The 6108-nt window shown below is 58.7% G+C and carries 4 protein-coding genes and 1 pseudogene; 2 read left to right on the plus strand and 3 right to left on the minus strand.

Features of this window, described 5'->3' with window-relative positions; genetic code table 11:
* Positions 1–5: 5 nt before the first annotated feature.
* Entirely contained in the window at positions 6–1595 is a 1590-nt protein-coding gene (locus tag HMPREF2878_RS11235) for a Re/Si-specific NAD(P)(+) transhydrogenase subunit alpha (RefSeq protein WP_070653434.1), read from the minus strand.
* Positions 1596–1981: 386 nt separating this feature from the next.
* On the opposite strand from HMPREF2878_RS11235, the gene HMPREF2878_RS09830 reads away from it, so the two are divergent.
* A complete protein-coding gene (locus tag HMPREF2878_RS09830; RefSeq protein ID WP_070653435.1) occupies positions 1982–3184 on the plus strand; it encodes an alpha/beta hydrolase in 1203 nt (400 codons plus the stop codon).
* A 6-nt stretch (positions 3185–3190) separates the two neighbouring features.
* On the opposite strand, the gene HMPREF2878_RS09835 is transcribed toward HMPREF2878_RS09830, so the two are convergent.
* Together HMPREF2878_RS09835 and HMPREF2878_RS09840 are read right to left on the minus strand one after the other, a co-directional pair.
* Positions 3191–3736 (minus strand): TetR/AcrR family transcriptional regulator, encoded by a 546-nt coding sequence (locus HMPREF2878_RS09835; protein WP_049189337.1) that lies wholly within the window; start codon positions 3734–3736, stop codon positions 3191–3193.
* Positions 3723–5219 (minus strand): MFS transporter, encoded by a 1497-nt coding sequence (locus HMPREF2878_RS09840; RefSeq protein ID WP_070546442.1) that lies wholly within the window; start codon positions 5217–5219, stop codon positions 3723–3725. The genes HMPREF2878_RS09835 and HMPREF2878_RS09840 overlap by 14 nt, the downstream gene beginning before the upstream one ends.
* A 384-nt stretch (positions 5220–5603) precedes the next feature.
* Between HMPREF2878_RS09840 and HMPREF2878_RS09845 the strand changes: the two are divergent.
* Positions 5604–6108: pseudogene (locus tag HMPREF2878_RS09845) on the plus strand (IS110 family transposase); the annotation flags it as partial.

Raw genomic sequence — 6108 nt, forward strand, 5'->3', positions numbered from 1 at the left:
AGACTTTATGCCTCCTCTTTCACAAACATGCCAAGCATGCGGTCGGTGACGGCGAAACCGCCGAAGATATTGATGGAGCTAACCACGATGGCCGCGAACGCGAGACCGGAAACCAGCAGGTTGGAGCTTCCCACCTGGAGAATCGCACCCACCAGAACAATGCCGGAAATCGCGTTGGTCTCAGACATCAGCGGTGTGTGTAGGCGCGGCGTGACCGCGGAGATTACGTAGAAGCCAAGCACGATAGCCAAGGTGAGAACCATGAAGTTGGCGCTCACGCTGTGCGGTGCGCTGAGCATAACCACAATTGCCAGCAGTGCCGTCAGGCCCAGAGCAATCTTCGAGCCCAGGCCAGATCCCATGAAGGAAACCTTCTCCGGCGCATTCTCTTCTAATGCGGCCTGGTGAGCCTGCTGCTCCTGCAGTGGGGCAGCAGGGGTGACAGCGACCTTGATTGGCGGTGGTGGCCAGAGAATCTCAGCTCCGGTAGCGCCGGCGCCATTTTGTGAGCGAGCCTTTGTCACCGTGATGCCACGGATAATCTCGTCCTCGAGATTGAGAACTGGAGAGCCATCCTTTTCCGGCGTGATCAGCTTGAACAGGTTGAAAATGTTCTGGCCGTACAGCGACGATGCCTGCGCGGGCAGACGTCCTGCAAGGTCGGTGTAACCGATGATGGTCACACCGTTGTCAGTGACAATGGTCTTGCCTGGAACGGTCATCTCGCAGTTGCCGCCACCGGCGGCAGCCATGTCGACGATGACGCTGCCTGGCTTCATAGCTGCAACATCGGCAGCAGTCAGCAGCAGTGGAGAGCGACGGCCAGGGATATTCGCGGTGGTAATGACAATGTCAGCCTGCGCGGACTGCTCGGAGTAGAGCTTCGCGGCAGCGGCAGCCTGATCATTGGTCATTTCCTTGGCGTAGCCATCTTCGGACTTCTCGGTGGCGGCCGGAATCGGGATGAACTCTGCACCCATCGATTCGACCTGTTCACCGGCTTCAGGGCGCAGGTCTGTTGCCTTGACAATCGCGCCCATCGAGTTGGCCGTACCGATCGCCGCAAGTCCGCCGACACCAGCGCCGATGACGTAAACGGTAGCTGGTGGCATCTTGCCTGCGGCAGTCACCTGACCAGTGAAAAGGCGACCATATGCAGAAGCCGCTTCGACTACTGCGCGGTAGCCGCCGATGTTGGCCATCGACGACAGCACGTCCATCGACTGTGCCCTGGAAATGCGGGGAACTGCGTCCATAGCAAGGGCAGTGATGTTGCGTTGCGCGAGTTCTTCGACCAGTTCTTCGTTTCGGCCTGGCGCAAGTCGGCTGATCAGCATGGCACCGTCGTTAAGCAGTGCACGGAACTGCTCCGGCGGAGTGTCGAGCGTTACGACGATATCGCTGTGCCAGACAGACTCGTCGACAATGGTGGCACCGGCGGATTCGTAGTCCGCGTCGGTGAACTTAGCAGCCAGGCCGGCGTCAGCCTGCACGGCGACCTCGTAGCCAAGCTTGACGAGTTTGCCGACGGTCTCCGGGGTCGCAGCCACAATTGTTTGCTGGGGATCGGGTTCTAAAGGGATGCCGATTCTCATTGTGGGAGTTCTTTTCTGTTCGGGGTTTTATTAAGGGCCATGCGCACTCGGTTGTCGGTTAACAGTGAGTGTGGGCGTGGCCACTTTGTCCTTGGTGTCAATAAGGTATGCGCTGGTAGGGAGGCAGCGGAGGCGTTTGTGGAAAAAGGTAATAAAAATATGTGGGTAACGGTGGTGAGGTGGGTTTTCTGAATTTGTGCACTCGTGGAAAGGGGGTAGGAAATGGGGGTGGTGGTGTTAATTTTGGGCGAGAGTGAACATTTTCAGCGCTCTGAATGATTGTTTGAGGGGTGAAAGATGGGGGAGGCTATTTCTTTCTTTACGTATGTATTTACGTATTAGGTAAATTCGTATTCCTAGGTTCTTGGCAAGAGTTAAGGAAAACGATGATTGGTTCACTAAGGGCGGCCGGAAAGACCGTGTCGGCATCCCGTCAAGGGCAGGGGCGTAAGTTCTCGAAGGTGGTTGCTCTTTCGCTCGCAGCTGGTGTAGTTCTCGGCGGGCAGGTGCCAGCGCAGGCGGCACCGCGCATTGGTCAGCTGCCGGACATCACTGCACGTGAAAGCACTGTTGACTACCAGAACTCGGAAACCGTGGACAAAATTGGCGGTGGTCTGGTGGATGTCATGGGTGGCGTAAACCGCGCCATCTCCGGTGGTGAAAGTGGCCATATCACCGAGCCGTTCGCCCCAGAGGCGGGGCACCTGCGCAAGGAGTTCGGAGCGATGGGCTCCCACCCAGTTGCCGCAACCCGTGAAGCAATGCCATGTGACGGTGTCGTCTACACCATCTACAACCGCGTACTGCGGGACCTCCACGGTCTCCACGGCACCACCGGCTGCTATGACGTGTTGCCGGAATCGGCCAACGCCTCCCCAGTTGGCGCGCAGCTCATTTACCCGGCGGATATCGACTCCATGGAGTCCGCGCCGCTGATGGTTCTGAGCCCTGGCATTGGTACTGAGCCAGGTATGTACGACGCGCAAGCGCGACTCTATGCAAGCCACGGATATGTCGTGGCTCTTGGCTACAACTTCACCAACTGGTTCGCGCCGCAGATGGTGCTGGCAGCTTCCGTGGCCGCAGCGGCCAATGAGGACGAGTCCACGCCACTTGCAGGCAAGATCGATTTCTCCCGGACGATGCTGGTCGGGCACTCTGCAGGTGGCGGCTCCGCAATCTTCCTGAACAACAGGATGGATAAGGCCTTCCAGGCTGCGGGCATCGATATGGTCACCCGTGGTCTGGTTGCTATCAACCCAGGGCCTTCCGACGCTGGACTGATCTCCACCCCTCCGGAGATTCCGAGCCTGGTGGCCATTGCTGAGCACGAGGACATCGTTCCTTTTGATGCCGATCGACGTGGTTACCGCGATGCTGCAGGGCCCGCCTGGGAAGCGGTAGTCACCGGTTCCTACCACGGCACCTACCTGGATGATCCGTCCAAGAATGTGCTCGGCTCGATGGTGCTGTCCTTTAGCGAGTATGTGCTCGACGGAACGAGTCGAGCAAAGGCTGTCTATGAGGGTGCCAACTATGGCCTGGCCACTGACTCCGAGCTCAAGGACGTTCAGCGCAAGGGCGTCTAGAGCTGGCTACTCCATCGACTCTGGAATCAGCTTTGCCGCAGCCTCGGCGATTGCCTTGCGCTGCGCTTTCGTGAGCTGATTGCCATTGAGGTAGTCGTTAGCCCAGAGTCCATCGGAAATCATTTGGACAACGTAGGCCATGCAGGCATCCTGGTCGGTGGCAATCCGTTCTACCGGCGGATTCCACCGGCGCAAAAGGCGCGTCCAAATCTCGCGTAGCTCCGGGTCGGCGGCAGAGTCGATGGACATGAGTAGCTCGGCCCTCGTTGCCGTATCCAGCGAGACCTGGAGGTTTGCGCGTAGGCGGTTGGCGGGGGATACCTCCTCCGCAGGTCCTCCTGCGGCTTCGATAAGCTCCTCCTCCCATAACTGCGCCATGTGCTCATGGACGCTGCGGATCATGTCTTCACGGGAGGGGAAGTGGTAAATCAATCCTGATTTACTCATTCCGCATTGAGTTGCAACATTTTCGTAGGTGACCTCGGAAAAACCGCTTGTCTCGATAATCTCAACGATTGTGTCGAGGATGGCAGTGCGCTTACTCGTGCGCATATTCAGTCTCCTTCGGGTTGCCGCGGAATGCCACCGCAGTCGCAATCGCTGCAATGACAGCAACGACAGCCAGGATAATCAAAATGGCCAGGTAGGAACTGTCGAGGCCGGCGCGGGCGCCGTCGTTAAGCGCTGGCGTGTGAAGTGCATCGGTGAGTGAGATGCTGGCGTCGACAGGCGTGAACAAGGCGTAGAACATGGGTAGGAGGCTGCCTGTGATTGCGACGGTGATCAGTGTGCCAAATTCGTAGGACACGGATTCCATCGCCGCCGCCATACCGGCCTTTGACCTCGGGGCTGAGCCGATAATCGCGGTCGACGACACCGACATCACAGAACCTGCGCCCGCGCCGAGCAGTATCAATCCTGCGATCATGAGCGGGAAATTGCCCGAGGAAACACCGTAGTACATGCCTGCCAGGCCGATGGCGTTGAGGAGGAATCCGCCGGTGATGAGTGTGCGGAAACCCACTCGATGCAGCACCATGCCGCCGATGACACCAACTGGCAAGGACGCCAGTGCCGCGGTGGCAACTAGCAAGCCCGCGTCGAGTGGTGTGTATCCGACGGAAATCTGGAAGCGCTGCGTCGTCATCAATTCGGCGCCTGCCAGGACAAACATGGCAAGCGCGGCTGCCAGCACGCCACCGGAAAACATCCGCGAACGGAAGACGGAGAAGTCGATGAGGGGTTCAGTGAGACGTGCCTGACGACGCTGAAACAGTACCGCGCCCACTAGCCCGCAGGCGATAGCTGCGACGATGACGGTGGAGGAGCGATGACCAGCGAGTTCCTTAATGAGCGAAACCAGGCCCAGCATGGACAGCATCGCGTAGAGGCTGGTGAGGAAATCCCAGCGCTTGGCTGGGTTGGGCTGATTCGGCGGAGCAAAAATCAGCGTGCCAATGATTGCGAAAATTACTACAGGGATGTTGATAAGGAAGATTGAGCCCCACCAGAAGTGCTCCAATAGGAAACCGCCAACGACGGGGCCAGCGGCGGCACCCAGTGTTGCCGTGGCAGACCAAATGCCAATAGCTGTGGCAAGTTCACGAGGGTGGCGGAAGGTCTCACGTAGCAGTGCGAGGGTCGCCGGCATCATGGTCGCGGCGCCCAGTCCTAGACAGCCGCGGGCGATGACCAGCGCCCAGGCGTGCGGCGCAAAGGCCGCGGCCAGGGATGAGAAGCCAAAAATTGTCAGGCCCACAAGAAACATCTTGCGGTGACCGATGCGGTCGCCCAGGGTGCCTGTGCCGAGGAGGAGTGCGGAGATTACCAGTGGGTAGGCGTTGATGATCCACAGGCCCTCTAACTCGGTTGTGTGGAGCTGCTCGCGCAGAACCGGCAGAGCAGTGTAGAGCACCGAGTTATCTATGCCGATGAGTAGTAGGCCGGCGCTGATGATAGCGAGGAAGATCCACCTGTGGGTGACTGAAGTGGGCGGATTAGCCCTCGTGGAAGCGGCGTGGTCGGTACCTGTCATTCCAGTAACTGTAACGAACGTTCGGTTTAGTTACAACTTCTGAAGAGTGCCGATTTAGGTCTAAAACTTCAAGAAAAGTAAGCCAATCCCGCCCAAGGAGCCGGTGAAAAAGTGTCTAAGTTGCAGGCGTTGTTGAGGTGCGAATTCACGGACGCCGTTCGATCCGTTACCGTGATGGTGCCCCCTCACGGGGCGCGGTCACCGGGCCCGGCATGGCTTATCTGCGTGAACATTTCCATAATCCGGGGGTGTTGCCACCGGACACCGGGGACAACCGCTGACAGCTAATAGGGACACGGACCAAACAGAGGTCTCGTCGTAACGTGGGTGCCTGCAACGGATGTCCAAGACACCTGTGACCAGCCGCAACAGAAGGGCACCACCATGGAACCGTCCACAAAACCCGACATCATCATCGGCCTCGACGTCGGCAAAACCGACCACCATGCCTGCGCGCTGACCAACACCGGCGAGAGAATTTACGACAATCCACTGCCCCCAAGACGAAGCCGCACGGCGCGAAATCTTCTCGTCCATGCAGGCCCACGGCAGCGTTTTCATGGTCGTCGATCAACCCAACACGATCGGCGCCCTGCCCATCGCCGTGGCCCGCGACTGCGGTTGCACGGTCGGAGACCTCCCCGACCTAGCCATGCGAAAAGCAGCCGATCTCTACCCTGGACGATCAAAAACCGTCCGCCGGGATGCATTCATCATCGCCGACACCGCCCGCACCATGCCGCACACACTGCGGGCAGTCGACCGCGACGACGAGATACTAGCAGCGCTGAAGATGCTCGCCGGATTCCACGACGACATCGCCAAAGACGCCACCCGAACGAAAAACCGCCTTCGCAGCGTGCTCACAGAGATTCGCCCCGTACTCGAG

This window comes from Corynebacterium sp. HMSC065H09 (assembly GCF_001812845.1).
GTDB classification, from domain to species: domain Bacteria; phylum Actinomycetota; class Actinomycetes; order Mycobacteriales; family Mycobacteriaceae; genus Corynebacterium; species Corynebacterium jeikeium_D.